This window comes from Pseudonocardia alni (assembly GCF_002813375.1).
In the GTDB taxonomy this organism is placed as follows: Bacteria; Actinomycetota; Actinomycetes; order Mycobacteriales; family Pseudonocardiaceae; genus Pseudonocardia; species Pseudonocardia alni.
Genome location: NZ_PHUJ01000003.1, coordinates 688,113 through 711,781, shown reverse-complemented (window position 1 = coordinate 711,781; position 23,669 = coordinate 688,113). Strand labels below are relative to the sequence as shown.

Sequence of the window (23,669 nt, the reverse complement as noted above, 5' to 3'; positions counted from 1 at the left end):
GTACCCGCAGTGCCCCGACACGAGGTCGTCTCCCCGATCCCCGGCGTGTTCTACCGCCGTCCCGACCCCGGCAGCCCGCCGTTCGCCGAGGACGGCGCCGCCGTCACCGACGACCAGGCGATCGGCCTGGTCGAGGTCATGAAGTCCTTCCACCAGATCCCGGCGGGCGCCACCGGTACCGTCGTCGAGTTCCTGGTCGGCGACGAGGACGAGGTGGACGCCGGCCAGCCCGTGGCGGTGGTGGAGACGGCATGAGGCTGCTCGTCGCGAACCGCGGCGAGATCGCCGTCCGGATCATCCGGGCCGCGCGGGACCTGGGCATCGGCACCGTCGCGGTGCATTCGAAGGCCGACGCCGACGCCCTGCACGTGCGCCTGGCCGACACCGCCGTGGCGATCGGGCCCTCGCCCGCGTCGAAGTCCTACCTGGTCGCCGACGCGATCCTGGCCGCGGCGGAGGAGACCGGCGCGGACGCGGTGCACCCCGGCTACGGGTTCCTGTCCGAGCGGGCGTCGTTCGCCGCCGCCGTCGCCGGTGCCGGCCTGACCTTCGTCGGCCCGGACGCGGCGACGATCGAGCGGATGGGCGACAAGGTCGCCGCCCGGGAGGTCGCCCGCGCCGCGGGGGTCCCGACCGTGCCCGGTACCCCCGGTGGTGTCGCCGACGCCGACGCCGCGGTCGCCGCCGCCCAGGAGGTCGGCTACCCGGTGATGCTCAAGGCCGCCGCGGGCGGCGGGGGCCGGGGCATCCGGGTCGTCGCCGACGCCGAGGCGCTGCGCACCGCGTTCGGGCAGGCCTCGACCGAGGCGGAGAAGGCGTTCGGCGACGGCACCATGTACCTGGAGCGGTTCGTCGAGCGCGCCCGGCACGTCGAGGTACAGGTCCTCGGCGACGGCCGCGACGCCGTCCACCTGTTCGAGCGGGAGTGCTCGCTGCAGCGCCGCAGGCAGAAGGTCGTCGAGGAGGCGGTGTCGCCGGGGATCACCGGGGCGACCCGCGAGGCGATGACGGCCGCGGCGGTCGCGCTGTGCCGCGAGGTCGGCTACACCTCGGCCGGCACCGTGGAGTTCCTCGTCGACGACGAGACGGGCGAGTTCTTCTTCATCGAGATGAACACCCGCATCCAGGTCGAGCACCCCACCACCGAGCTCGTCACCGGCATCGACCTCGTCGCCGAGCAGCTGCGCGTCGCCGCGGGGGAGCCGCTGCGGTTCACCCAGGACGGCATCTCCCGGCGCGGGCACGCGATCGAGTTCCGGGTCTGCGCGGAGGACCCGGAACGGGACTTCCTGCCCCAGCCCGGTGGCGTCGGGCGGGTCACGCTGCCGGCGGGGCCGTGGGTGCGCTGCGACACCTGGCTGGAGCCCGACGGGACGGTCCCGCCGTACTACGACTCGCTGCTGGCGAAGGTCGTGGTGTGGGGTGCCGACCGGACCGAGGCGCTGGCCCGGTCCCGGCGTGCGCTCGACGAGTTCTCCGTCGCCGGGATCCCGACCACCGCCGGGCTGCTCCGCACCCTGGCCGGGGAGCCGTGGGTCGCCGACGCCGACTTCCACACCGGGACCCTCGAACACTGGCTGGCCGAAGGGAAGGGGACCTCATGAGCGCCCGCTACAGCTGGGGCGGCGACGAGTTCGTGTTCGTCGAGCTGGCCGAGGACATGAGTCTGCAGGCCAACTTCAAGGCCGTCGCGATCACCAACCTGCTCCGCTCCGAACGTCCGGACGGCATCCTGGAGATCTGCCCGGCGAACGCCTCCTACCAGGTGCGCTACGACCCCGACGTGCTCGACCCGCACGCCCTGATGGCGCAGCTGACGGAGCTGGAGACCCGGGTCGGCGACGCGCTCGGGGTCACCCTGGACTGCCGGGTCGTCGAGATCCCGGTGCTCTACCAGGACCCGTGGACCACCGAGACCCTGATGCGGTTCCGCGACCGCCACCAGGACCCCGAGGCCACGGACATCGAGTACGCGGCCCGCATCAACGGCTACGCCGGGGTGGACGAGTTCATCGCCGCGCACTCCGGCTCGCCCTGGTTCACCTCGATGGTCGGCTTCGTCGCCGGGCTGCCGTTCAAGTACCAGATGGTGCCCCGGGACCGGCAGATCGTGGTGCCGAAGTACCTGCGTCCGCGCACCGACACCCCCAAGCAGACCGTCGGCTACGGCGGCTGCTTCTCCTGCATCTACTCGGTGCGCGGCGCCGGGGGCTACCAGATGTTCGGCATCACCCCGGCGCCGATCTACGACCCGACCCAGAGCAAGCCCGACTTCACCGAGCACATGGTGTTCATGCGGCCCGGGGACATGGTCAAGTTCCGCGGCATCGACCGCGACGAGTACGACCAGCTCCACGCCGCCGCCGAGGCGGGGGAGTACCGGATCACCGCCCGTCCGGTGGCGTTCGACCTGCAACCGTTCCTCGACGACCCCGACGGCTACAACAAGCGCCTGCTGGAGGTGCTCGCGTGACACGCATCGAGGTCCGCAAGCCCGGTCTGTCCACCACCGTGCAGGACGGAGGCCGCTCCGGCTACTACCACCTGGGCATCCCGCCGTCGGGCGCGCTGGACCAGTACTCGCTGACCTGCGCGAACGCGCTGGTCGGGAACCCGGACGGCGCCGCCGCACTGGAGATCGTCTACATGGGCCCGGAGCTGGTGTTCACCGGCCCGGCGACCCTCGCCGTCGCCGGGGCGACGATCGCCCCGAAGGTCAACGGGTCGGCGGTGCCCGTCTGGGAGTCCTTCGACGTCGCCGAGGGCGACGTGCTGGCCTTCGACTACCTCAAGGCCGGCGCACGGGCCTACCTCGCGGTGTCCGGCGGGATCGACGTGCCGGAGAAGCTCGGCAGCCGCGCCACGTACGCGCTCGGCGCCCTGGGCGGGCTCGACGGCCGGCCGCTGGCCGAGGGCGACGTCCTGCCCGTCGGGTCCGGCACCGGCCGGGCCGGGCTCGTCGTACCCGAGGACCTGCGGCCGTCGCTCGCGAAGGACGTCGAGGTCCGGGTCGTGATGGGGCTCTACGACCACCGGCTCACCGACCGGGGCCGCGCCACCTTCCTCGACACCACGTGGACGCTGACCCCGGTCGCGGACCGGATCGGGTTCCGCTACACCGGCGGGGAGCTGGAGACCGTCGACCGTGAGCCGCCGTTCGGGGCGGGCCAGGACCCGTCGAACATCGTCGACTCGCCCTACCCGATCGGCTCCATCCAGGTCCCGGGCGGTGTGGAGCCGATCGTGCTGCACCGGGACGCGGTGTCCGGCGGCGGCTACATGATGGTGGCGACGGTGATCTCCGGGGACCTCGACGTCGTCGCCCAGTCGGCGCCGCGCACCCGCACCCGGTTCGTGGCGGTCGACCTGGAGACGGCGCTGTCGCTGCGGGCCGAGCGGAAGGACCGGCTCGCGCGGATGCACAGCGCACTGGAGCGGTGACACCGCTCCCGCTCACCCGTTCGGGCTGGCCCCGCAGCGCCGTCTGGTCCAGACTCGACGCTCGGTGGCGCGGGGCGGTACCGGACGTGGGGGAGGGCCGAGCGATGAGCGGCAGGCACCGGAGGGCGGCGGGGGCCGGACTGGTCAGGCGTGTCCTGGCCGTGACGGTCCCCGTGGTCGGGGCGATCGCACTCGCCGCGGCGGTCGTCGTCACCGTGACGCCGGGGGAGCAGCCCGTCGCGGCGCAGGGAGAGCAGGGGGAGCAGACCGGCCCCGGCCCGGCCGCGCCGCTCGCCGCCGGTCCCGCGGTGCCCGGCGGTGGCTCCCCGGCGCGGATGGCCGACCCGGCACCGCTCGCGCAGGCACCGGTGCGGGCGGCCGCCGAGGCCGCGGCCGCGGCGCCCCGGAACCCCACGGCGGGCTCGCCCCGGGAGCCGGGGGCGCCGGGTGCGGCCACCGGCGCGTCCGGCCCGGTCCGGTCCGGCGGGGGTGGTGCGTCGCGCTCCGCCGCACCGCCGTCGACGACCGGCGGCGCGGACGGCCCCGCTGCGGCGCGCCCGGGTGGCGGCACGGCCGATGACCGCACCGCGCCCGGACCCCTCGCCGTCGCGCCCGGCACGGGCACTGCGCCGGCACCCGGCCAGGTCACCGCTCCGGACGACACCGCCCCGGCCGACGACACGCCCCCGGCCGACGACACCGCACCCGACGACGACCCCGCTCCCGGTGACGACGCCGCTCCCGGCGACGACACCGGGTGGTCCGCCCCGTCCCGGCCGACGGTCCCGCGGCCGGTGGTGCCCGCTCTGCGCTCGGCCGTCCCGCCCCAGGCCGCCCCACGGTCCGCCGCGCCGCCGGACGACGACCCGGCCGGCAGCGGTTCCTCCGGTGTCTCCCCGGGCACCGTCACACCGGCCGACCCGGACACCGGCGCCGCGGACGGGGCGCTGCTCCGGCTGCGCCTGCGGATCGCCGAGACCCCGCCCGTCGACGTCCGGGTGCCCGGACCCGCGCTGTCGCTGCTCGGGGGCTGAGCCCGGCCGCCCGTCCGGGCGGTGCGCAGTTCACTCCACCGGGACGGCCCACGACGGCGACGCACCCGTTCGGTGCATGGCCGTACCGCCGTCCGCCGGTGACGATCACCCCATGCGCACGGCGAGCGGCTCCACCACGTGACCGGCCGGCACCGGATGCCGGGCGGGCCCGGCCCGGCCGGCCCGGACCCCGTCGGGCCCGAGGCGTGGCCGAGCTCCGCTGCCCGCTACCGGGGCGCGACCGCGACGGCACCCGTCGGCCCAAGGGAGGCGCCACGACCGGTCGAGGGCCGGGCCCGGCCGCCGCGGGGCCGCCGGCGTCTCCGCGTCACCCTGGCCGGGGTCGTCCCGGTGGTGCTGGTCGCGTCCGTCACCGTCGCCGGTCTCCTCGGGACCGGGGTGCTCGGCGGGGTCGCTCCGGCGGACCAGCGGGTCGACGACCACGTCCCGGTACCGACCTTCGCGTCCGGCCCGTCCGTCGATGACGCCTCGTCGATCCCGATGCCGTCGCGCTGGTACGGCTCCGGCACCGGGATCGCGCCCACCACGGCACCGGTCGCGGCCCGCGAGACGCGCGCGGCCGCCGTCGCCGACGGGGCGGTGCGGGCGGCCACGGCCCGGATCGCCGAGGACCGCCGGATCGCCGAGGAGCGCCGGGCCGCCGAGGCCGCCGAGGCCGCCGCACAGGAGCGCCTGGCCGCGGAGCAGCGCGCGGAGCAGGACCGTGCCGCGCAACGGGCCCGGGAGCGCGCCGACGCGCGCCGTCGCGCCGCCGTCCCCCCGACCGGGGCACCCACGACCCCGCCCGCCCCGACCACCACCCCGGCCCCGCCGACCGGCACCGAGCCCGACGACGCCCGGACCGCGACCCCCGCCCCGACCGACGACGCCCCGCGCACCGAGGGCGTCGTCTGTCGTGTCGTCCGGTTCGCGATCGTCCCCTGCTGAGGCCCGGCCGGGCTCGGCAGGTTTGAGCCCCTCCGGCTCCGGCTACCGACAGTGCAGGAGGCGATCACGATGAGCGCACGGCACCGACGTCCACGCACCACGCCGGGCCGCCTGGCCCTGCTCGGCACCGTCCCGCTGGTCGGCGGTGCCGGTCTGGCGGTCGCCCTCGTCGGTGGCGCCGACGACACGGACCCGGCCCGGGACATCACCCCCACCGCCGCAGCCGCCGATGGCACAGCGGTCGACGGCACAGCGGCCGATGCGACCGACGCCGTCGCTGTCCCCGGAGGCGGCGAGATCGTGCTGGACGCCGTCGGCGGGGCCCGCGACGCCGCCACCCGGGCGGGCGACGCACGGACCGCGGGCCGGGTCAGCACCGTGGCCGCCGAGCTGCGCGACCAGGCACGGGCCCGGGCCGACGCGGCCCGCGCCGCCGGGGACGCCGAGCTCGCCGCCTACCACCGCGACGAGGCGGCCCGGCAGGACCGGGTCGCGGACGTCTCGCGTCCCGTCGTGCCCGACGAGCCGACCGGCGACGACGAGTTCACCGGCACCTCGCCGCTCTGCCGCGCCGCGGACGTCGTCCGGCTCGGCCCGCTCACCGCGGCCGGACCGCAGTGCGACGAGGACCCGTGGATCGCCGGCCAGGTCGAGGACGCGATGCGCCGCGGCGGCCTCGACCGCCCCGTCGGCTGACCCGGCCTACGGCTCGAGCACCGTCAGTCCCAGCGCCGCGCAGATCGCGCCCGCCTGGGTGGGGGAGACGATCGCCCCGCGCAGCTCGCGCGGGGTGTCCGGGGTGACCTCGCCGAGGTCGCAGCCCCGCAGGTCGGCGCCGTCGAGCCGGGTGGACCGCAGCACCGTGCCACGCAGCCGGCACCGCTCGAACCGGACGTCGCGCAGGTCGGCGCCGGACAGGTCGGCCTCGGACAGGTCGCAGTCGGCGATCCGCAGTCCCCGCATCGCCACGTCGCGCAGGTCCGCCAGCTGCAGCGAGCAGTCGTCCAGGACGAACGACGCCGTCAGCCCACGCAGTCCGCGCAGGACGGTGCCGATCATCCGGCAGCCGGTGAACCGGGTGTCGCCGAGGGTCGCCCCGGCCAGCCGGGCCCCGGACAGGTCGACCCCGCCGAGCACGGCGTCGGTCAGGTCCGCCTCGCGCAGATCGGCCCCGGCCAGCGACGTCCCGGTGATCCGCGCCCGGTCCAGCCGCACGCCGCGCAGATCCGCCCCGGCGAGCGAACCGCCCCGCAGGACCAGTCCGGCGAGGTCGGTCTCCCGCAGGTCGGTCTCGTCGAGGACGGCCGAGCCGACCTCCACGCCGTCCCGGGCCGCCGCGAGCAGGTCCTCCGCCGTCGTCACCGCCGTCACGGGCGACAGCGTGGCACGGTCAGGACGCGGCGGGTGCGTCCGGGCCCACCGGCAGGCAGCGCACCGGGTTCGCGTGGGCGGGGTCGAGCGCGTTGAGCACGTGCTGCAGCGTGACCGGGTCGAACGCGACGGCGACGTGCTCGGCGAGGTCGGTGGGGCAGCCGTCCTGCAGGACGATGTTGTGCGCGCCGTCGAGCAGGCCCGAGGTGTAGGGGACGACCAGCTCGTCGTAGCGGGTGAGGATCATCGTGTAGTCGACGCCGTCGGCGCGGGGTCCGCCGTCGGAGTTCATGCGCTGCAGGAAGTCCGAGCCGTGCAGGAACTGACGGCAGGACGCGCACAGCGGGTCGAGGACGGTGCCGACGGCCGGGCCGAGGCCGAGCTGCTCGCCGGTGCGGTTGAGGAACGCCAGCCCGGCGGTGCTCGTGCCGTCCCAGAGCGGTGTCAGGCCGACGTAGCGCCGGACCTCGTCGGCGCCCCCGAGGAACCGGACGTAGTGGTTCGGCATCAGCGAACCCTCGGAGTGGCCGACGATGTCGACCTTCGCGGCACCGGTGGCCCCGCGGACCCGGTCGACGAACGCCGCGAGATCGGCGGCGCTGTCCTCCATCGGGGCGAGCCCGCCGACCTGGGTCAGCGGCGGCGGGGCCAGGGGGTTGCGGCCGTAGGTCAGGGAGAACACGCAGTAACCGCGCTGGGCCAGCTGCGGGGCCATGTAGGCCCAGTTGTTCCCCTGGTTGGCCGAGAGGCCGTGGACGAGGACGACCGGCTCCGGGTGCGCCTCCGACGGCCGGCAGCCCCAGTCGTTCGACCCGGGCGGGGAGGGGTCCAGCAGGTCCTGCACCGACGCGACCTGCTCGGGCTCCGGTGCCGCCGCCTGGGCGGGCGGGACCAGCGCGAGGCCGACCGTGCACACCGCGACCGCGATCGAGACGACCGCCGCCCACCTGCGCCGGTCGTTGCCCTGTCCAGCCACCAGCCGCCTCCTCGGATGCCGTCGTCACGAGGATCAACGACGACGGTCACCGCAGGTTGCGCACCGTCACCGGACAGGGCCGTCCGGGGGAAGGGTGGCTACTCCGTCCGATCCTGCCCGGTGCTCCCGTCCGGCTCCGTGGTCCCGTCGTGCCGGGGAACCTGGTCCTGGCGGGGACGTCCGCCGCGGCGCATGTTCCCGTTGGTGGTCCGCCGGGTCGGGTCGACCAGGCGTTTCCACTTGGCCTGGGCCGCCTGTCGGCTCGACAGCTGGGCCTGGACGGCGTCGGCGACCTCCTTCCAGGTCATCCCGCCGGCCCGCAGGGTGCGGATCAGGTCGCGCTCGTAGTAGTCGGCCAGCCGGCGCATCTCCTGCACCAGGGCGTACCAGGCGGCCGCCCCGTCGTGGGTGAGGACGCCGTCGGCCGCCCGTCCCTTCATCCCGTCCAGTTGTTCGGTGATGGACTCCCGCTTCTTCGCGATCGAGGGGTCGGCCCGTTCCAGCCAGCGCTGCGCTTCCTCGTACCTCATGATGTCAATGGTTCATTGACGCGTACGCGCGGTCAACCGTTGCGCGACACCGGCGTGTCGCGGGGGAGTGGGCCACGACGGCCGCAATGCCGACCGCCGGCGACGCCGGAGTGCCAGTCGTCGCCGGCGGTCGGCCCAGGAGGCGCTGGGAGCGCCCTGTACGGCCCTGTGCGGACCGCCGCGGTGGGGGCCCCGGCATCCGGCGGACACGCACGACCAGACCGGTCCTGTGCCCGCTGAACCTCCCGGACGCGGCGGGCGCGGCGCGGACCGATGTACCGGAGGCGGGCAGGGCGAGGCGAGGTGCATGCCCGTGGCTTCGAGGCACCGGTGGTGCTGCTGGTCCCGGGGCCGGACAACGGGGTGGCCTGTTCCTTCTATGGTCAATGTTTCATTGACGCTGTCTTCATGTCGACGAAACGACGACACACAAACCGCCACGACAAGGCGGAGGCCGCCCCGGGGGAGCGGCCGTCAGATCAGGGGGAGGCTGAAGCCGTCGTGGGTCCGGAGGAACCCGAGGCGCTCGTAGAACCGGTGGGCGTCGGTACGGGACCGGTCGGAGGTGAGCTGGACGAGCGCCGCGCCACGTCGACGGGCCTCGTCGACGGCGTACCGGACCATGGTCGCCCCGAGCCCGTCGCCGCGCCGGCCGGCCTCGATCCGTGCCCGCAGCGCGACGACGGCCGGCACGTCACGGGCCGTGGCCCGGCGCAGGACGGGTACGGGCACGGCGGGACCTCTCGCCGCGGGACGGCGGGGGAGCGGGCTCCGGAGAGTGTCCCGGAGTGATGTCGTGCGGCCGGGCTGGGAGTCCGCCGGGTCAGCGGTCACCATGACGGGCATGTCCCTCGACACCCGCGACCGGGCCGACGGCACCACCCCCGCCGCCGCGTCCGCTCCCGTTCCGACCGGCGGCGACCCCGTCACGGTCTCGTTCACCCGTCGCGCCGACCCCGGTCACGCCGCGGAGATGACCGCCTGGATCCGCTCCGGCCTGCTCATGGCCGAGGGGTTCCCCGGCTTCCTCGGCGGCGGCTGGGTCCGCAGCCGCGACGGCTCCGACGAGTGGCACATGCTGGCCCGCTTCGACTCCCCGGAGTCGCTCGGGCGCTGGGAGGCGAGCCCCGAGCGCCGCTGGTGGCTCGGGTCCGCCCAGGGCCTGGCGGAGATGACCCGGGCCGAGCGCCGCACCGGGATCGAGGGCTGGTTCGACCAGCCCACCGCGGTGGAGACGGCCGGCCCGCCCCAGGTCACACCGCCGCGCTGGAAGCAGGCGACGACGATCTGGCTCGTCTTCTTCCCGATGAACCTCCTGGCCACGGTGACCCTCGGCGCGCTGCTCGCGGACTGGCCCGTCGTGCCGCGGCTGGCGGTCACGACGATCGTCCTGACCCCGGTCATGGTGTACGTGATGCTGCCCTGGATCACCCGTGTGCTGGGGTGGTGGCTGCAGGGCAGGCGGTTCCGCGACCGGCACCGCGTCCCGGTGGGCTGATCACCCCCGGGGGCTCCCCGGATCACGCGGAGCGAGGCCGCTACCGTCGTTCGGTGCTCACCTCCGAAGCGACGGTCGCCGCGCCGGCTCCGGTCGACACGCTCCGCGACCGTCGACGCCTGCACTGGGCGGGCCGGCTCGGTCTCCTGGCGTTCGTGCTCGCCGTCGCGGTGCCCTTCCTGCCCGTGGTGCAGCACACGACCACGATCGTCTGGCCGTCGGTGGCGGACGGCACCGCCGACGTCAACGCGCCGCTGGTCGCGCTGCGCCCGGAGACGATGTCGGTGGTCGTCCCCGCCGACGCGATCCGCAGCCTCGACGACCGCGCCGACGGCTCCGCCACGGTGCTGTCGACCGTCCCGCCGGAGTCGCCGGAGGGCGCCCGCTCCGGGATGGTCCTGACCGTCGCCGACGGCCAGCTGGCGCTGGTCGACCGCGGCCAGCAGCTCGCGACGGCGCCGCTGCGGGCCGGCCCGTCGGAGGTCCGGATCACCTCCGACGGCACGTCCACCACGATCGACCTGGGCTCCGGGGCGCAGACCTTCGAGGGGGACCTGCGGCCGCAGGTCGTGGGGATCTACTCCGACCTGGACACCGCGCTCGACCCGACGGCCGGCACCGCGGTCCGGATCACCCCGGACACCCGCTTCGACACCAGCCCGTCGGTGTGGAAGACCGCGGCCACCGTCGTCGCCGCGGTGGCGCTGCTGGGCTCGCTGCTCGCGCTGGCCGGCGTCGACCGGCACCTGGGCCGCAGCCCGCACCGGGCGGGCCGCGACGCCATCGGCGGTCTCGCCGGGCGGTGGCCGCCGCGGCTGCGCCGCTGGTGGTCCCGTGCGAGGCCCCGGCCGATCGACCTGATCGTCACGGTGGTGCTGGTCGGGTGGGCGGCGATCGGGGGCCAGACCTCCGACGACGGGTTCACCCTCGGCATCGTCCGCGACGTCCCGACCTCGGGCTACGTCGGCAACTACTACCGCTGGTACGACGCCGCGGAGGCGCCGTTCGGCTGGTTCTACGATCTCTACGCGCTGTGGGTGCGGGTCTCGGACTCGCTGCTGTGGCTGCGGCTTCCCTCGGTGCTGATGGGGATCATGGCCTGGTGGCTGGTCTCCCGGGGCCTGCTGCCGCGCCTGGGCCGTCAGGCCCGCCGCTCGCGGGCGGCGACCTGGGCCGCCGGGATGGTGTTCCTGGCGTTCTGGATGGCCTACAACTCCGGGCTGCGGCCCGAGCCGGTCGTCGTCGTGTGCTCGCTGCTCGCCCTGGTGTGCGTGGAGCGGGCGCTGGCCCTGCAGCGGCTGCTGCCGGTCGCCCTGGGGCTGTTCGCGGCGTCGATGGCGGTCGGGGCGAACCCGGCCGGGCTGATCGCGATCGCGCCGTTCATCGCCGGCGTGCGTCCGCTGTGGCACCTGCTGTCGGCCCGGGTGCGGGCGGTCGGCGCCGTCCCCGTTCTCGCCCCGCTGCTGGCCTCCGGCACCGCGATCCTGATGATCGCCTGGGCGGACCAGAGCTGGGCAGCGGTGGTCGACTCCACCCGACTGCGGTCCGACATCGGCCCGGACTGGCCCTGGTACACCGAGATCGCCCAGCGCTACGCGCCCCTGTTCGAGGGGCTCGCGGACGGATCCATCGCCCGTCGGTTCCCGATCCTGCTGGTCATCCTCTGCCTGCTGGCGTGCGTCGTCGTGCTGATCCGGCGCAACCGGATCCCCGGTGCCGCGCTCGGGCCCGCCCAGCGCCTCATCGGCAGCACCGTGATCGCGCTGCTGATCTTCGCGCTCACCCCGACCAAGTGGACCCACCACTTCGGGGACCTGGTCGGTCTGGGCTCGGGCATGGTGGCGCTCGCCGCGATCGCCACCGGCTCGGACGTCCTGCGCTCGCTGCGCAACCGGCTCGCGTTCCTGTCCGCGGTGTTCCTGGTGGCGGCGCTGTCCGCGGCCGGGCCGAACCTGTGGTGGTACACGAACAACTGGGGCGTGCCCTGGGCCGGCGAGCAGGTCACCGTCGCCGGCTACGAGCTCTCCACGATCCTGCTGCTCGTCGCGCTGCTGCTCGCCGCGGGGGCCGGGGTCGAGCACCTGCGCGGGATCCGCGAGGAGCGGCACCCCGACCAGTTGGCGGGTGTCGAGCGCGCGCTGGGCCGGATCCCGCTGCTCGGGCGCTGGGTCCGGGCCCGGGACTGGCGCCGCGACGCGTCATCGGCGCTGCGGGCGACCCGGCGGCTGCGGCTGACCTCGGCGCCACTGGCGGTGCTGTGCGGGCTGCTCGTCACGTTCAACGTGTGGTCGATGGTCTCGGCCGTCCAGGACCGCTCCGGCACGTGGACGATGGGTGCCGACGCGCTGTCGCACCCGTTCGGCGGGTCCTGCGGGCTCGCCAGCCAGGTGTTCGCCGAGCGCAGGCCCGTCGACGGCGTGCTGCCCCCCGCCCCGGAGCCGACCGGAATGGCCGCGCCGGCCCGCTCCGGGCTGCTCCCGACCGTCGCGCCGCCGCCCCCGCCGGGGGAGCCGACCTCGACCCCGGCACCGCTGGCCCCGGGGGTGGTCCCCGCCAACAGCCCCGACGCGCAGCTGCTCGACCCCAACAGCGGGGGCAGCGGCTTCGTCCGCGACGGGATCCCGCCGACCGGCGGCGGCACCGGCGCCTCCGGGTTCGAGTACGTCCTGTCCGGTGGGCTCGGCAGCGACGCGGCACCCGCGTTCGGCAGCTACGTGCCCCGCAGCGACCGCAACACCGGCACCCTGCGAACCCCGTGGGTGATGCTGACCGCCGAGCAGCGCGCCGGCACCACGCCGCTGGTCGTCACGGCAGCCGGGCGCCTGGGCAACGGGAACCGGCTCACCGTCCAGTACGCGACACGGTTGTCGGACGGGCGGGTCCGCGTCGTCGAGCAGACCACCCTCGACGACGGCCGGGTGGAGGAGATGCCGTGGCGCGAGCTGCGGTTCGACCTGCCCGAGACCGCCCGAGCGGCCACCGAGGTCCGGATGGTCGTGCAGGACAACTCGCTCGGCGCCGACGGCTGGCTCGCCATCGCGCCGCTGCGGGCGCCGCAGCTGGCGCCGTTGTCACAGGTCGTGGGCGACCAGCCGATGTTCCTCGAGTACCCGGTGTCGCTCGCCAGCCCGTGCCTGCACCCGTTCCGGACCTCCGGCGGCGTCGCCGAGGTCCCCGCCTACCGGCTGCAGGCCGACGGCAGCCAGATGCGTGCCGACGGGGAGGGGTGGTCGTCCCCGCAGGCCGGTGGCCCACTGGGCTGGATCACCGTGATCGGCAAGCAGACCGAGCTGCCCACCTACCTCGAGGGCGACCCGGGGCGGGACTGGGGCAAGGTGCAGGCGATCCAGCCGTACCGGCCGAACGCGGTCACCCCGACCCTGGAACGTCGCGATGTGGACCGTTCCGGGCTCTACAGCTCCGGTCCGCTGCCGGCGCCGCCGCCGGGCATCCCGTCACCGAGCCGGTGACGGCGGGCCCGGGCCGGTGACGGCGGGCCCGGGCCGGTGACGGCCCGGGGAACGGGGTCAGCCGCTGAACTCGACCGCGGGCGCCGCGGAGGACTGCCTGCGCTCCGCGGGCCCCTCGTCCCCGGTCTCGCGGTCCGGGACGGCCCGGGCTGCCGGCACGGCCTCGGCGGCGGGCTCGTCGGTGGCCGGTCCCTGCGGCGTGACGCCCGCGGCCTCGCCGGCACGGGCGCGGCGGTGGGCCTCGACGACCTCGGACGGGATGCGGCCCCGCTCGGACAGCGTCCACCCGTTCTCCCGGGCCCAGGCCCGCACCGCGCGGTTGTGCTCGCGGGTCGCGGCGTCCGAGCCGTCCGCACCGCTGCGCCCGGCCGACGGCGCGGACACGCCCGCGTTGCGTCCGGTGCGCGGGGACCCCGCGGTACGCGCGACCCCGACGAACGGGGCGAGCGCGTCCCGCAGCGCCGCGGCGTTGTCCGCGGTCAGGTCGATCTCGAACCGGCGGCCGTCGAGCCCGAAATCGACGGTCTCGTCGGCGTCGCCGCCGGTGATGTCGTCGACCAGCCGGATCGTCTCGACCTTCGCCACTGCAGTTCCTCCCGGTTCGCCGCCCCGGATTCACCCGGGGGTCGCCGGAAGCATAACGACGGAGGTTCTCCTAATCGTGGGCGCCCGGCCGGGCGGAACGGCGGAACTCCCGCGCCCGGACCACACTCGGCCTGGTCGGACGCACCTCACGCAGCGTTCCGATCAGGACGGCGAGGCCGATCAGGACAATGACCAGCAGTACTGCGACGACTGCGCCCACGGTGTTCTCCTCGCCGGTCGGTACGCGGCCACCCGCCGCCGGTCAAAGTGCGATGTACCGACGATAGGAGCGTGCCGAATGGGTCGGCGCGCTATTTGAGCAATTCACGAGCCGTGCCCGCCGGGGGGAGGGGCCAGGATGGAGCACGTGCAGATCGACATCGACGACCTGTCCGGGGCGCAGATCCGGCGGTTCCTGGCCGGGCACCTCTCCGACATGCGCGCCCAGGGGCCACCGGAGAGCACACACGCGCTGGACCTCGACGGACTCCGCGGGCCCGGTGTGACCGTCTGGGCCGCCCGCGACGACGACGGCACCCTCCTCGGCTGCGGCGCGCTGAGCGAGCTGGCGGCCGGCTCGGTGCCCGAGCACCCGGCAGCGGAGATCAAGTCCATGCGGGCGGCCGAGCGGGCCCGCGGTCGCGGCGTCGGCGCCGCGGTGCTGACCCGGCTGCTCGACGCGGCACGCGGGCGGGGGCACCGGGCGGTGTACCTGGAGACGGGCGCGGGGGAGTACTGGGCCCCGGCGCGGCGGCTCTACGAGCGCTTCGGCTTCACGGTCTGCCCGCCGTTCGCCGACTACCCGGTCGATCCGCTGAGCGTGCACTACCGACGCCTCGTGTGATCCGACGATCATGTGATCCCGCTCTCGCCCGGATGCCGGACGTGATCTAGAATGCTCTACGAGCCGTAGAACACGGTGCCGACGCCGGACCGTTCGAGGGTCCTCCCACCCGGGCGTCGGGCCCCACCGCGCCGCCTCAGCGCCGGAGGTCCGTCCCGGGACGCGGGGACGGAAATGAGGCCACGGGGATGACGGTCGAAGCCGGTCTGGTCAACGCCGACCTGCGCCGCAAGCGGTCGGTGGACCTGGCGCAGCTGATCCACGAGCAGCACGGGGGACCCGTGACGGCGCTGCGCGAGGCTCTGCTGACCTACCCGTACCCGCACCCGGTGGCCGACTGGCACCGCGCGCGGACCGTCGTCCCGGCGATGCGGGGGACCGGCGAACTGACACTGGTGGCCTCGACCGCACCGGACCGGAGCTCCCCGGCGACCGGCGTGGGGATCTGGGAGCTCGCCGTCACCGGGTCGGAGCCGTTGGCGCGCGGCGAGGCCGAGGGGTGGGCGCGCGCGCTGTTCGGGTACCGCTGCGCGCCGCTGGTGTACCGGCGCCGGACGGGCGGGCTGTTCCACCGCCCGACCGGCGTCGAGTTCGTCGTCTTCCACGGGGTGCACGGCCCGATGCACCCCTCCGACGTCGAGGAGTACGGCGCGAACGCCTGCGCCTGAGCGCTCAGAGCCGGTAGGACCGCAGCCAGACGGTCTGGGCGGCCCGGCGGAGCGCCGAGAGCACGTCCTCGGGCAGGACCTGGTCGGTGTCGGTCAGCACGTAGCCGAGGTCGCCGCCGGTGGACAGCGACTGCCCGACGACGTTGACGCCGGCGTCGGCCAGCAGCCGGTTGATGTCGGCGAGCACACCGGGGGTGCTGGTGTGCAGGTAGGCGGTCCGGAACACCCCGGGCGGGTTCAGGGCGCCCACGTTCGGCAGGTTCACCGACAGGGGAGTGGCGCCGAGCTGCACGAAGTCGAGCAGCTTGCGCGAGACGAAAGTGCCGATGCCCTCCTGCGCCTCCTGGGTCGACCCGCCGATGTGCGGGGTCAGGATGACGTTGTCCAGGCCGCGCAGCGGTGAGTCGAACTCGTCGCCCTGGGCCTTGGGCTCGACCGGGAACACGTCGACGGCGGCGCCCGCGAGGTGCCCGGACAGGATGTTCTCCCGCAGGGCGTGCTCGTCGGTGACCATGCCGCGCGAGGCGTTGATGAACATCGAGCGGGGCTTCATCCGGGCGAACTGCTCGGCACCGAAGAGGCCGGCGTTGCCGGGGCGGCCGTCGACGTGGATGGAGACGACGTCGGACTCGGCCAACAGCGCGTCCAGGCTCGGCATCCGCCGTGCGTTGCCGTGGGCGAGCCGGTCGGCGGTGTCGTAGAACACGACCTGCAGCCCGATGGCCTCGGCCATGTTGGAGAGCTGGGTGCCGATGTTGCCGTAGCCGACGATGCCCAGGGTGCGGCCGCGGAACTCGTGCGCGCCCTTGGCGGACTTGTCCCAGACGCCCTCGTGCATCCGCTGGGTCTTCTCGGTCAGCCGCCGCGCCAGGACCACGATCTCACCGATGACCAGCTCGACGACGCTGCGCGTGTTCGAGTACGGCGCGTTGAACACGGCGATGCCGCGCTCGGCCGCCGCGGTGAGGTCGACCTGGTTGGTGCCGATGCAGAAGCAGCCGACGGCCAGCAGGTCCTTGGCAGCGTCGAGCACCTCGGCGGTGATCGTGGTGTTGGAGCGGATGCCGAGCAGCTGCACACCGGCGAGCGCGTCGTGCAGTTCGTCGCCGCCGAGCGACCCGGGTCGGGTCTCGACCTCGAAGCCGTCGCGTCGGAACGCCTCGGCGGCGCCGGGGTGGATGTTTTCCAGCAACAGGACCTTCACGCGTCCAACCTAGGACGCCGGGAGGTCTCGGAGGCACCGGGGCCGGGTGATCCTTGCGGCATGACGCCGTACGGGGGATAGGACGGTCGTCTCGGTGGGCAGGCCCGCAACGCTCGAACTGTCATAACGTGCATTATCGGCTCAACGGATCAGTGCGTCCTGCGCCGTGTGAACCGTCCGTCCCCAGTCCTGCTGCATCAGCTGGTCGAGCAACGCCGTCTCCGCTCCGCCCGGGGCGCGTCGCACGCCGGCGAGCACCGGCTCCGACAGGGCCGGCCGGAGCGGCCGCGTCAGGTGCTCCCAGCCGTCGGGTACCGCGGAGAACGGCACCACCGTGACCCCCAGACCTTCTGCGACGAGTCTGACCGCGGTCGAGATCTGTGAGGCCCGGCCGACAGTTCGCGGGGCCGGCCCGTGGTCGGCGAACAGACCGGTCAGGTACTCGTCGAGCTTGCTGGCACGGCGGAAACGCACCCATCCCTCACCCACGAGGTCGTCGAGGGCGATCGGCTCGGCGCGTCGCAGCAACGGATGGTCCGGGGGCAGCACGGCGACGTAGGACTCCTCTCCCAGCTCCCGCACGTCGAACAGGCAGCCCGGCGGGATCTCGTGCACCAGGACCATGTCGAGGGTGCCCTGGCGGGCGAGTCGCTCCATCTCCGCCGGGTCGGGTTCCTCGTGGATGGTGACCTGCAGGCGCGGATGCCGGCGGCGCAGCTCGCCGAGCGCGCGAGGAAGTTGACGAGCCCCGAACCCCAGATAGACGGCGATCACGAGCTCGCCCGACAGATCACCGCCGGCAGCCCGGGCGGCGATGAAGGCCCGCCGGGAGGCCGTCGTGGCGACCTCCGCCTCGGCCAGGAACGCCCGCCCCGCCACGGTCGGACTCATACCCTGCGGGGTGCGTGTGAACAGGCGCACCCCGACCTGCTTCTCCAGGGTGCCGATCTGCTGGGACAGCGACGGCTGGGCCATGCCCAGCCGTTCGGCGGCGGCGGTGATGCTGCCCTCCTCGGCCACGGTCAACGCGTATTCGTACTGCCGCAGGTTCACGCCGTACCACCTCGATAGACACTCTCTATGGCAAACATAGTGACAGGCCAATTGTGCCTATGGCAATGCGGTGTCACCGTTCGGTCCGTGTCTACTGCTCGGTCGAACGGAGAAGGAACGGGAATGCGTCTCGACAACAAGGTCGCCCTCGTCACCGGCGGAGGGGCGGGGCTGGGTCATGCCATCGCCGCGCGATTCGCGGCCGAGGGTGCCCACGTGTTCATCACGGGTCGCCGGAAGGACGTACTCGACGACGCGGCCGCGTCGATCGCCGGCAAGGTCACGGCGGTTCCCGCGGACTCCACATCGGCCGCCGACCTCGCGGATCTCGCCGAGACCATCCGCCGGGAGGCCGGACGCCTCGACGCCCTCGTCGCCAATGCGGGCATGATCGAGCGAGCCGACCTCGGCGAGGTCACCGAGGACCACTTCGACCGCACCTTCGACATCAACGCGCGCGGGACGATGTTCACCGTCCAGACGATGCTGCCTCTCATGCCGGTCGGCGGGTCGATCGTCCTCGTCGGGTCGATCCAGAGCACCAAGGGTCTTCCCGGGTCGACGACCTACAGCGCCGCGAAAGCGGCGGTGCGGTCCTACGCGCGCGTGTGGGCCGCCGAGTTCGGCGGTCGCGGTCTGCGCGTCAACGTACTGACCCCGGGCCCCTTCGACACCTCCATCATCGACGGACAGGCCGAGTACTTCGGCGAGGACCCCACCGCACTGCGCGCCCGGATGGCGACGCACGTCCCGCTGGGCCGCCTCGGCCGGCCCGAGGAGCTCGCCGGTGCGGCCCTGTTCCTCGCCTCGGACGACAGCACCTTCATGACCGGTGCCGAACTCTGCGTGGACGGCGGCATGGCCCAGGTGTGACCGCTGCCGTGGCGACGAGGGGCGCGCCGACGGCGACGGTCGCCGGCGCGCGACCGTGACGCCGTGGCGTGCGCGGGCTCAGTTCCCGCGGCCGGTCGCGTCCTGCAGCTCGTCGATCCGCTTCGAGGCCTCGGCCTTGGTCATCGCGTCGAGGTTCTCCGGGGCGTCCTGCCCGGCCTGCTGCAGCAGCGTCTCCAGGTAGGAACGCTGCGGGCCGGTCATCGGCTCGTCGCCGGTCGTCCAGTCCGCGGGGTCCTTCTCGGCCGTCCCGGGGTCGACGGCGTCGGTGCTGTGGTCGTTGGTCATGGGTCGAACGTATCTTCGACCGGCACTCCCCGCACGTCGAGCCGTCCCCGCCCCATCGGAACTGTCATAACGGTGACCCGGTCGGTGTCGGTGCCGGTCACTACGCTGCCGCTGTGCCCCTGGACGAGTACCGCCGCCGGCGCGACGCGCGGCGCACGCCCGAGCCGGTGCCCGAGCACGACGCCGGGCCGCCGGGCACCGTCGGCGACCGGTTCGTCGTCCAGGAGCACCATGCGACGGCGCTGCACTGGGACCTGCGGCTCGAACGCGACGGCGTCCTGGCGTCGTGGGCGGTCCCCAAGGGACTACCGGAGGACTCCGAGACCGTCCGGATGGCCGTGCGGACCGAGGACCATCCGCTGGAGTACCTGGAGTTCTCCGGGGAGATCCCGCACGGCGAGTACGGCGGCGGCGGGATGGCGATCTGGGACCACGGCCGCTACGACACCGAGAAGTGGAACGACCGCGAGATCGCGTTCGTCCTGCACGGCGGGCGCGTCCGCGGCCGCTTCGTGCTGCTGCACCGCAGCTCCGGCGGGCGGAAGGACAACTGGCTGCTGCGCCGCACCCGGGACCAGCCCGACGACATGGACGCCGGGGGTGAGCCGCTCCCCCACGACGTCGTCCTGGCCGTCCCCCGCCCCGCCGACCGGCTGCCCACCGGGGACGGCTGGACGGTCCGCCCGGTCTTCGGTGGCCGCCGGGTGCTGGTGCGGGTCGACGGCGGCCGGCTCTCCCTGCGCCCCGTGGACGGCGACGGCCGGGCCGGGGAGCCGTTCGACCCGCCGGGTGCGCTGCGGGGCCTGGGGCCCGCCCTGGGCGCCGGGGGGCACCTGCTCGACGCCGAGCTGACCGGCCGCGGCGAGCTGTGGGTCGCCGACGTCCTGCACACCGGCGGCCGCGACGTCCGGGAGCTGCCCGCCGAGGAGCGTCGCGCGCTGCTGGAGGAGCTGCCCCTGGACGGGCCGCACCGGCGGGCGGCGCCGTCGTACCCGAACGCGGACGCCCGGCTGCTCGACGCGGTGCGCGACCAGGGCCTGCCCGGGGTGGTCGCGGTCCGGACCGGTTCCCGGTACCCCGAGGGCGCGGGCGACGACTGGCGGGAGGTCCGGGTGGACGGTGCGAGCCGGAGGGCGGCACAGCGCGGGACCGCACGGCGCGAGGGGTACGGGCGGGCGTCGCTGTCCAACCCGGACAAGGTGCTCTACCCCGCCACCGGCACGACCAAGGCCGACGTGCTGGGGCACTACCTGGCCGTCGCCGAGGCGATGGTGCCGCACCTCGACGCCCGGCCGGCGACGCTCAAGCGCTGGCCGGACGGGGTGGAGGGGTCGTCGTTCTTCGAGAAGAACGTGGCCCGGCACGCGCCGGACTGGCTGCGCACCGCCCGCGTCGGGACGCCCGGCGGCCGGTCGGAGTCCGCGGACTTCGCGGTCCTCGCCGACGCCGAGGGGCTGGCCTGGGCGGCGAACCTGGCCGCGCTGGAGCTGCACGTGCCGCAGTGGCGCCTCGGCCCGCGCGACGGCCGCCACCCGCCGGACCGGGTGGTGTTCGACCTGGACCCGGGTGAGGGCACGACGATCGTGGAGTGCTGCCGCGTGGCGCTGTGGGTGCGGGACCTGCTCGACGAGCACGGACTCGTGGCGTACCCGTCGACGTCGGGCGGCAAGGGGATGCAGCTCTACCTGCCGGCGCGGGTCACCGATCCGGAGCGGACCAGTGAGTTCGCCCGCGAGGTGGCCGAGCGGCTGGCCGAGGAGCACCGTCGCGAGGTGATCGCGGTGATGACCCGGGCCCGTCGGCGCGGGAAGGTCTTCGTCGACTGGAGCCAGAACAACACCGCCAAGACCACCATCGCCTCGTACTCGCTGCGCGGCCGTGAGCGCCCCACCGTCGCGACCCCGGTGACGTGGGCGGAGGTCGAGGGCTGCCGCGAGCCCGCGGACCTGGTGTTCACCCTCGACGACCTGCCGGCCCGGCTGGACACGCACGGGGACCTCATGCACCCCCTGATCGACACCGAGGGTTTCCGGCTCCCCCGTGGTGGCGTGATCGGACGGGTGCCAGGCTGACCGCCGTGCACCACCCGTACCTCGACGGTCCGCACCCCCGCGCCTACGCCCACCGTGGCTGGCACATCGGGGAGCTGTCCGGTTGCGAGAACACCGTCGCCGCGTTCATCGCCGCCGCCGACCACGGTCTGCGCTACGTCGAGATGGACGTGCACGCCAGCGCCGACGGGGTGCCGTTCGTGCACCACGACCCGACGCTGGACCGCACCACCGACGGCACCGGCCGGATCGACGCGCGCCCCGCCGCGGAGCTCGACACCGTGCGGGTCACCGGGGCACAGCGCACCGAGCCGCTGCCGCGGCTGGCCGAGGTACTCGACGCGGTCCCCGGGGTGCGGGTGACGATCGAGCTGAAGTCGGCCGAGGTCGTCGCTCCGACGTTGGCGGTGCTCGACGCCGCCGACGCCTGGGACCGGGTGTGCCTGGGCTCGTTCTCCGTCCGCCGGCTGGGCGTCGCCCGGGCGCTGGCCGGGCCGAGGCTGTGCACGTCGATGGGGCAGGCCGAGGTGGTGGCGCTGCGGGCCCGTGCGTGGGGCGTCCCGAGCCGGCTGCTGCCGGCGTCGGCGGGGGTGTTCGCGCAGGTCCCTCCGATGTTCGGGCCGATCCCGGTGGCGTCGGACCGCCGGTTCGTCGAGGCGGCGCACCGGGCCGGGCACGAGGTGCACGTGTGGACGGTGGACGAGGCCGAGCAGATGCGACGGCTGCTGACCCTCGGGGTGGACGGGCTGCTGTCCGACCGGCCGGACCGGCTGCTCGACGTCGTCGGGAGCTGACCGGGTGGGCGCCTGCGTAGATGATCGGAGGCCGGGTCCCGCGGGCGTCGATACGCTCGCGCCGTGACCGCCTCGACCGCTCCGACCGCAGAGCCGGCCCCGCCCCGCCGATCCCGGCTGTGGGCCTGGGGGCTCTGGGACTGGGGCTCCTCGGGGTTCCAGCACATCGCGCTGACCTTCGTGTTCTCGGTGTACCTGACCGACGCCGTCGGGGCGGACCTGCCGGGCTCGGTGAGTGCGAACAGCTGGCTGGCGTGGTCGACGGCGGCCGCCGGGGTGCTGATCGCGCTGATGGCGCCGGTGGTCGGGCAGAGCGCGGACCGCACGGGGCGGCGGCTGCGGGCGACGGGGGTGTGGACGGCGCTGGTCGTGCTCTGCATGGCCGGGATGTTCTTCGTCCGCGACGACTGGTCCTACCTGTGGCTGGGCCTGCTGCTGCTGGCCCTGGCGTCGATCTTCGCCGAACTGGCGGCGGTGTCGTACTACGCCCTGATGGCGCAGGTGTCGACGCCGGCGACGGTCGGGCGGGTGTCGGGCTTCGGCTGGGCGCTGGGCTACATCGGCGGGATCGTGCTGCTGCTCGGGGTGTACGTGTTCCTGCTGTCCGGCGACGGCGGGCTGCTCGGTGTCCCGACCGCCGACGGGCTCGACGTGCGGATCGCGGTGCTGGTGGCGGCGGTGTGGTTCGCGGTGTTCGCCGCGCCGATGTTCCTGCTGCTGCCCGAGACGCCTCCGGTGGCGCCGGACGCCCCGAAACTGGGTGTGGCCGGTTCCTACCGCAGGCTGGTGACCGACCTGCGCGCGCTCTACCGGGCCAGCCCGCACACCGTGTACTTCCTCGGGGCGAGCGCGCTGTACCGGGACGGCCTCAACGCGATCTTCGCCTTCGGCGGGGTCCTGGCGGTGACGGTGTACGGACTGGAGCCGGGGCAGGTGCTGATCTTCGGCGTGGCGATCAACGTGGTGTCCGCCGCCGGGGCGCTGCTCGGGGGCAGGCTCGACGACCGGTTCGGCCCGAAGGCGGTCGTGGTCGGCTCGCTGGCCGGGCTGGTCGTGGTCGGGGTGGTGCTGCTGTTCGTGTCCGGGCCGACCATGTTCTGGATCTTCGGGCTGGTGCTGGGGCTGTTCGTGGGGCCGGCGCAGGCGTCGTCGCGGTCGTACCTGCTGCGGGTGTGCCCGGCGCAGCAGGAGGGCCAGCTGTTCGGTCTGTACGCGACGACCGGGCGCGCGGTGTCGTTCCTGGCGCCGGCGCTCATCGGCCTGTTCACCTACGTGTTCGGCTCGGACCGGGCCGGGACGATCGGGATCGTGCTGGTCCTGGCGGCGGGACTGGTCGCATTGCTGCCGGTGCGCTCCCCCGGCCGTGCACCGCTCCGGTCGGCTGTGTGAACACTCGTCGACACCCGGGTGGGCACCGTCACACATGGCTGACACGTCACATCGGAGTGTGTAACGGGCGGCGATAGGGAACACTGGCCCATCGGGCGCAGAGCGGGTTACCGCGAGGTAACTCGAGCGGGTCTGTTCTGCCCTGCCGCCGGAATACCGTAGCTCCACGTACGTTACACCCGGTGGCGAAGACGTAACCGTCGAGGTGCTCCCTCGACATCGCGCTACAGGAGGGTGACGCATGGCCGACCGCGTTCTGCGTGGCAGCCGGCTCGGGGCTGTCAGCTACGAGACGGACCGCAACCACGACCTGGCGCCGCGGCAGATGGTCCGTTATGTGTCCGAGTCCGGCTACGAGTTCCAGGTGCCGTTCGCGAACGACGCCGAGGCTCCCGCGACGTGGGAGTCCCCGCAGGGCGGCGTCGGTCGTCGGGTGGACGGGACCGAGCCGGAGCAGAAGAAGCAGAAGCCGCCGCGTACGCACTGGGACATGCTGCTCGAGCGCCGGTCGATCGCCGAGCTCGAGGAGCTGCTCGACGAGCGCCTGGAGCTGCTGCGCGAGCGGCGCGCCGAGATCGCCTGATCCCGGCCGCACCGCAGGCACACACCGGACCACCACCCGGTGACCACGGAG

At 74.3% G+C, this 23,669-nt stretch carries 24 protein-coding genes and 1 pseudogene; 16 read left to right on the top strand and 9 right to left on the bottom strand.

What is annotated here, in order from left to right; translation table 11 throughout:
* The first annotated feature begins 9 nt into the window (after positions 1-9).
* From ATL51_RS04545 to ATL51_RS04515, 7 genes are all read left to right on the top strand, one after another.
* Positions 10-255 (top strand): acetyl-CoA carboxylase, encoded by a 246-nt coding sequence (locus ATL51_RS04545; protein ID WP_020625095.1) that lies wholly within the window; start codon positions 10-12, stop codon positions 253-255.
* Positions 252-1,604 (top strand): acetyl-CoA carboxylase biotin carboxylase subunit, encoded by a 1,353-nt coding sequence (locus tag ATL51_RS04540; RefSeq protein ID WP_073574874.1) that lies wholly within the window; start codon positions 252-254, stop codon positions 1,602-1,604. The genes ATL51_RS04545 and ATL51_RS04540 overlap by 4 nt, the downstream gene beginning before the upstream one ends.
* Positions 1,601-2,473, top strand: coding sequence for a 5-oxoprolinase subunit B family protein (locus ATL51_RS04535; RefSeq protein WP_100877758.1), 873 nt, complete (start codon positions 1,601-1,603; stop codon positions 2,471-2,473). The genes ATL51_RS04540 and ATL51_RS04535 overlap by 4 nt, the downstream gene beginning before the upstream one ends.
* Positions 2,470-3,441: a 5-oxoprolinase subunit C family protein gene (locus tag ATL51_RS04530; protein ID WP_073574872.1), complete on the top strand. Its 972-nt coding sequence runs from the start codon at positions 2,470-2,472 to the stop codon at positions 3,439-3,441. Before ATL51_RS04535 ends, ATL51_RS04530 begins: the two co-directional genes overlap by 4 nt.
* Before the next feature lie 161 nt (positions 3,442-3,602).
* Entirely contained in the window at positions 3,603-4,475 is an 873-nt protein-coding gene (locus ATL51_RS04525) for a hypothetical protein (protein WP_100877757.1), read from the top strand.
* Positions 4,476-4,613: 138 nt separating this feature from the next.
* Positions 4,614-5,423, top strand: coding sequence for a hypothetical protein (locus ATL51_RS04520; RefSeq protein WP_100877756.1), 810 nt, complete (start codon positions 4,614-4,616; stop codon positions 5,421-5,423).
* A 69-nt stretch (positions 5,424-5,492) separates the two neighbouring features.
* A complete protein-coding gene (locus tag ATL51_RS04515; RefSeq protein WP_157818223.1) occupies positions 5,493-6,119 on the top strand; it encodes a hypothetical protein in 627 nt (208 codons plus the stop codon).
* 6 nt (positions 6,120-6,125) lie between these two features.
* On the opposite strand, the gene ATL51_RS04510 is transcribed toward ATL51_RS04515, so the two are convergent.
* From ATL51_RS04510 to ATL51_RS29260, 4 genes and pseudogenes are all read right to left on the bottom strand, one after another.
* On the bottom strand, positions 6,126-6,794 hold the full coding sequence (locus ATL51_RS04510) for a pentapeptide repeat-containing protein (RefSeq protein WP_157818222.1): 669 nt from the start codon (positions 6,792-6,794) through the stop codon (positions 6,126-6,128).
* A 19-nt stretch (positions 6,795-6,813) separates the two neighbouring features.
* Positions 6,814-7,770, bottom strand: a complete 957-nt coding sequence (locus ATL51_RS04505) for an esterase/lipase family protein (RefSeq protein ID WP_301548890.1) — start codon at positions 7,768-7,770, stop codon at positions 6,814-6,816.
* Between the two features lie 98 nt (positions 7,771-7,868).
* Complete coding sequence (locus tag ATL51_RS04500) at positions 7,869-8,300, bottom strand: hypothetical protein (RefSeq protein ID WP_083658273.1); 432 nt, start codon at positions 8,298-8,300, stop codon at positions 7,869-7,871.
* A 474-nt stretch (positions 8,301-8,774) separates the two neighbouring features.
* Positions 8,775-8,978, bottom strand: a pseudogene (locus tag ATL51_RS29260) (GNAT family N-acetyltransferase); the annotation flags it as partial.
* A 166-nt stretch (positions 8,979-9,144) separates the two neighbouring features.
* On the opposite strand from ATL51_RS29260, the gene ATL51_RS04490 reads away from it, so the two are divergent.
* Both ATL51_RS04490 and ATL51_RS04485 read left to right on the top strand, forming a co-directional pair.
* Complete coding sequence (locus tag ATL51_RS04490) at positions 9,145-9,798, top strand: antibiotic biosynthesis monooxygenase (protein ID WP_073575330.1); 654 nt, start codon at positions 9,145-9,147, stop codon at positions 9,796-9,798.
* A 53-nt stretch (positions 9,799-9,851) separates the two neighbouring features.
* On the top strand, positions 9,852-13,268 hold the full coding sequence (locus tag ATL51_RS04485) for an arabinosyltransferase domain-containing protein (RefSeq protein ID WP_167409962.1): 3,417 nt from the start codon (positions 9,852-9,854) through the stop codon (positions 13,266-13,268).
* Positions 13,269-13,325: 57 nt separating this feature from the next.
* Here the strand turns inward: ATL51_RS04485 and ATL51_RS04480 are convergent, their stop codons facing one another.
* Both ATL51_RS04480 and ATL51_RS28605 read right to left on the bottom strand, forming a co-directional pair.
* On the bottom strand, positions 13,326-13,853 hold the full coding sequence (locus ATL51_RS04480; RefSeq protein WP_157818221.1) for a histone-like nucleoid-structuring protein Lsr2: 528 nt from the start codon (positions 13,851-13,853) through the stop codon (positions 13,326-13,328).
* A 70-nt stretch (positions 13,854-13,923) separates the two neighbouring features.
* Positions 13,924-14,073 carry a hypothetical protein gene (locus tag ATL51_RS28605; protein WP_167409961.1) on the bottom strand — a complete coding sequence of 50 codons (150 nt, stop codon included), beginning with the start codon at positions 14,071-14,073 and terminating at the stop codon, positions 13,924-13,926.
* Between the two features lie 138 nt (positions 14,074-14,211).
* On the opposite strand from ATL51_RS28605, the gene ATL51_RS04475 reads away from it, so the two are divergent.
* Entirely contained in the window at positions 14,212-14,697 is a 486-nt protein-coding gene (locus ATL51_RS04475; protein WP_100877752.1) for a GNAT family N-acetyltransferase, read from the top strand.
* Positions 14,698-14,885: 188 nt separating this feature from the next.
* Positions 14,886-15,365 (top strand): hypothetical protein, encoded by a 480-nt coding sequence (locus tag ATL51_RS04470; protein ID WP_100877751.1) that lies wholly within the window; start codon positions 14,886-14,888, stop codon positions 15,363-15,365.
* Positions 15,366-15,369: 4 nt separating this feature from the next.
* Here ATL51_RS04470 and serA read toward each other — a convergent pair whose 3' ends face one another.
* Together serA and ATL51_RS04460 are read right to left on the bottom strand one after the other, a co-directional pair.
* Complete coding sequence (gene serA, locus ATL51_RS04465; RefSeq protein ID WP_073574861.1) at positions 15,370-16,569, bottom strand: phosphoglycerate dehydrogenase; 1,200 nt, start codon at positions 16,567-16,569, stop codon at positions 15,370-15,372.
* A 141-nt stretch (positions 16,570-16,710) separates the two neighbouring features.
* A complete protein-coding gene (locus tag ATL51_RS04460) occupies positions 16,711-17,622 on the bottom strand; it encodes a LysR family transcriptional regulator (RefSeq protein ID WP_100877750.1) in 912 nt (303 codons plus the stop codon).
* 123 nt (positions 17,623-17,745) lie between these two features.
* Here ATL51_RS04460 and ATL51_RS04455 point away from each other — a divergent pair, with 123 nt between their 5' ends.
* Complete coding sequence (locus ATL51_RS04455; RefSeq protein WP_100877749.1) at positions 17,746-18,495, top strand: SDR family NAD(P)-dependent oxidoreductase; 750 nt, start codon at positions 17,746-17,748, stop codon at positions 18,493-18,495.
* Positions 18,496-18,573: 78 nt separating this feature from the next.
* Here the strand turns inward: ATL51_RS04455 and ATL51_RS04450 are convergent, their stop codons facing one another.
* Positions 18,574-18,801: a DUF3072 domain-containing protein gene (locus tag ATL51_RS04450; RefSeq protein ID WP_073574858.1), complete on the bottom strand. Its 228-nt coding sequence runs from the start codon at positions 18,799-18,801 to the stop codon at positions 18,574-18,576.
* A gap of 113 nt (positions 18,802-18,914) precedes the next feature.
* On the opposite strand from ATL51_RS04450, the gene ligD reads away from it, so the two are divergent.
* From ligD to ATL51_RS04430, 4 genes are all read left to right on the top strand, one after another.
* On the top strand, positions 18,915-20,873 hold the full coding sequence (gene ligD, locus ATL51_RS29660; protein ID WP_208622916.1) for a non-homologous end-joining DNA ligase: 1,959 nt from the start codon (positions 18,915-18,917) through the stop codon (positions 20,871-20,873).
* Positions 20,874-20,878: 5 nt separating this feature from the next.
* Complete coding sequence (locus ATL51_RS04440) at positions 20,879-21,646, top strand: glycerophosphodiester phosphodiesterase family protein (RefSeq protein WP_100877748.1); 768 nt, start codon at positions 20,879-20,881, stop codon at positions 21,644-21,646.
* A 63-nt stretch (positions 21,647-21,709) separates the two neighbouring features.
* A complete protein-coding gene (locus ATL51_RS04435) occupies positions 21,710-23,035 on the top strand; it encodes an MFS transporter (RefSeq protein WP_167409960.1) in 1,326 nt (441 codons plus the stop codon).
* Between the two features lie 241 nt (positions 23,036-23,276).
* Positions 23,277-23,618, top strand: coding sequence for an RNA polymerase-binding protein RbpA (locus ATL51_RS04430; RefSeq protein ID WP_020627709.1), 342 nt, complete (start codon positions 23,277-23,279; stop codon positions 23,616-23,618).
* Positions 23,619-23,669: the final 51 nt, after the last annotated feature.

What these genes read in the sequence shown, in the direction of transcription:
- ATL51_RS04490 (WP_073575330.1), top strand. Translation starts at nt 9,145, where the DNA reads ATGTCCCTCGACACCCGCGACCGGGCCGACGGCACCACCCCCGCCGCC.
- ATL51_RS04475 (WP_100877752.1), top strand. Translation starts at nt 14,212, where the DNA reads ATGGAGCACGTGCAGATCGACATCGACGACCTGTCCGGGGCGCAGATC.
- ATL51_RS04470 (WP_100877751.1), top strand. Translation starts at nt 14,886, where the DNA reads ATGACGGTCGAAGCCGGTCTGGTCAACGCCGACCTGCGCCGCAAGCGG.
- ATL51_RS04500 (WP_083658273.1), bottom strand. Translation starts at nt 8,300, where the DNA reads ATGAGGTACGAGGAAGCGCAGCGCTGGCTGGAACGGGCCGACCCCTCG.
- ATL51_RS04540 (WP_073574874.1), top strand. Translation starts at nt 252, where the DNA reads ATGAGGCTGCTCGTCGCGAACCGCGGCGAGATCGCCGTCCGGATCATC.
- ATL51_RS04430 (WP_020627709.1), top strand. Translation starts at nt 23,277, where the DNA reads ATGGCCGACCGCGTTCTGCGTGGCAGCCGGCTCGGGGCTGTCAGCTAC.
- ATL51_RS04515 (WP_157818223.1), top strand. Translation starts at nt 5,493, where the DNA reads ATGAGCGCACGGCACCGACGTCCACGCACCACGCCGGGCCGCCTGGCC.
- ATL51_RS04535 (WP_100877758.1), top strand. Translation starts at nt 1,601, where the DNA reads ATGAGCGCCCGCTACAGCTGGGGCGGCGACGAGTTCGTGTTCGTCGAG.
- ATL51_RS04450 (WP_073574858.1), bottom strand. Translation starts at nt 18,801, where the DNA reads ATGACCAACGACCACAGCACCGACGCCGTCGACCCCGGGACGGCCGAG.
- ATL51_RS04455 (WP_100877749.1), top strand. Translation starts at nt 17,746, where the DNA reads ATGCGTCTCGACAACAAGGTCGCCCTCGTCACCGGCGGAGGGGCGGGG.